Annotated in this window: 2 protein-coding genes; both read left to right on the top strand. The window is 67.3% G+C overall.

Annotation, left to right across the window (positions count from 1 at the left end):
- Positions 1-567, top strand: a 567-nt coding sequence (locus EII35_RS16105; RefSeq protein WP_221739797.1) for a hypothetical protein, incomplete at its 5' end; no start/stop codon positions are given.
- A partial coding sequence (locus EII35_RS15335; RefSeq protein WP_148098960.1) for a hypothetical protein occupies positions 564-1,900 on the top strand: 1,337 nt, incomplete at its 3' end. The genes EII35_RS16105 and EII35_RS15335, both read left to right, overlap by 4 nt.

Here is a 1,900-nt window from a genome sequence, read left to right on the forward strand (position 1 = left end):
CCCAAGGGGTTCTCCGAGGCTGCGGACATCGCCGACCTGGCAGCGGTGGCGGCAGGGCACTTCGCCCCCATCCAGGATTGGCTCCGCACCCTCGGCGACGGCTGGCCCCAGGACCCCCTCGCCTCAGCGCCCGAGATCCTCACCGACGTACAGCAGACCCTCGACCTCCCAGAGGACTCAGCCCGCTACTGGCTCCAACTTCTCACCCTCCACAACCCCACCGACAAGAACATCCACCACTGGAACGGCTGGAAGAAAACCCAGCGTCTCAAGGCCGCCGAACCCCTCATCGACAAAGGCCTGCTGGTGCAGGCCAAACGCCCCCGAGCCGGACGCACCCTCTTCCTCCCGGGCGGCTCGCTGGAAGCCAAAGCCCCACACCTGCCGCTGGAGACCTGGAAGACCCCCCTCTACAAGCTGGAGGACACCCCCAAGTTGGATTCGAGGCTCAACATCGTCCTCCCCCGCATCCCCCTCCCCCAACTCTTCGCTGCTGCCTGGGGACGCTACCGCGACGGCGACGTCCCCGGCCACGAGGAGCTCAGCACCGAAAGGTACCGACGATGAACCCGAAGACCTTCACTCAGTGGACACCGTCCAACGATGCCGTGCACTGGACGAAGGAGCACTGGGCCGGTTCGCCGCTGACCCGCGAGAAGGTCCAGCTCCTGCACGCGTGCCTCGCCGGTACCGCTGAGGAGGAGTTCATCAGCCGGGATTGGTCGCTCCCCGCCGTGGTGAGGCCCGAGCTGTACCTCGCAGGGGCGTGCCGCCCCATGGCCTCCCGAGAACTCATCGAAGGAGCGGCCGCTGCCTTCGGTGTCCTCCACGACAGCGATCTCATTCACCCGAGCACCACGCTGTTCACCATCCCGACTCCAGCAGATGGCCCCTACCCGCCAGAACTCGGGCAGATGGTTGACACCCCGACGGGGCCAGCCGTGTCCATTGAGGAACTGGGCGAGGATGAGGTGATCGTCTTCCTGTCCCCTGGTGGTGGCGTTCCGGACCAGGTGGCGGGCTCCCCAACCACCGAATGGTTCGCATCACACGGGGCGAACCTGGAGCAGATCGTCGCCGCTTTCGAGATTCTCCTGACCGACGGCGCCCCGCCGTGGAACCCGGCCGCTGCGGAGCAGCTCGCGGAAGGCACCGGATGGCCGCTTCCAGCGGCACAGGTCCTGCTGTCGGGCATGCCCGGGCTTCTCAGCGTCGACCACGACTGGATGCCGAAGAGGATCCGTGAGCTCGTCGGACTCACGGTCTCCGAGGCTTCAACCGGCAGGAGCTTCCTCCTCAGCCTGGACCTCCGGCTCCTGGCGGAGCTGGTGTCAGCTGGGGTCAAGGATCCGCTGCGGGCCGTCCGAGAAGGGCTCGACGTCACAGCCATGACCGAGCGGTGGCACCACCTGCGCCCCAACGACGTGACCTTCCCCGAGGACGTCCTCAAGGACACTGACTCTCCGGGGGCGGGTGGTGTCCGCACGTTGGTGGATGAGAAGGTCGATCTGCGTTGGCTCCCTTCCTGGCTGTGGCTGGCCCAGCGTCTGAGGCTTGAGTCACCGTTACGCCCCTGGCTCGCCGGACGCCTCGACGACATGCTCGCCAACAGCAGGGCGTGGACGTACCAGGAGGACCAGACCGCCACCACCCGCAACAAGGTGCGCAGTTGCCTGGGGCTGCCCGAGGCCAAGGCCGCTCCCCGCGACGTCCCGGTCCTCGTCGGTCCGTGGAGCGTGACCCGGATGAGGGATCCTCATTACCTCGGCGACTACGACCGCATCAGCTTCGATCCCGACCGGGTCCAGGACTGGGACCTCGAACTGGACCGCGCCAGGGCCATGCCCAAGGGGTTCTCCGAGGCTGCGGACATCGCCGACCTGGCAGCGGTGGCGGCAGG

This window comes from Arachnia propionica (assembly GCF_003932785.1).
Lineage (GTDB): Bacteria > Actinomycetota > Actinomycetes > Propionibacteriales > Propionibacteriaceae > Arachnia > Arachnia propionica_B.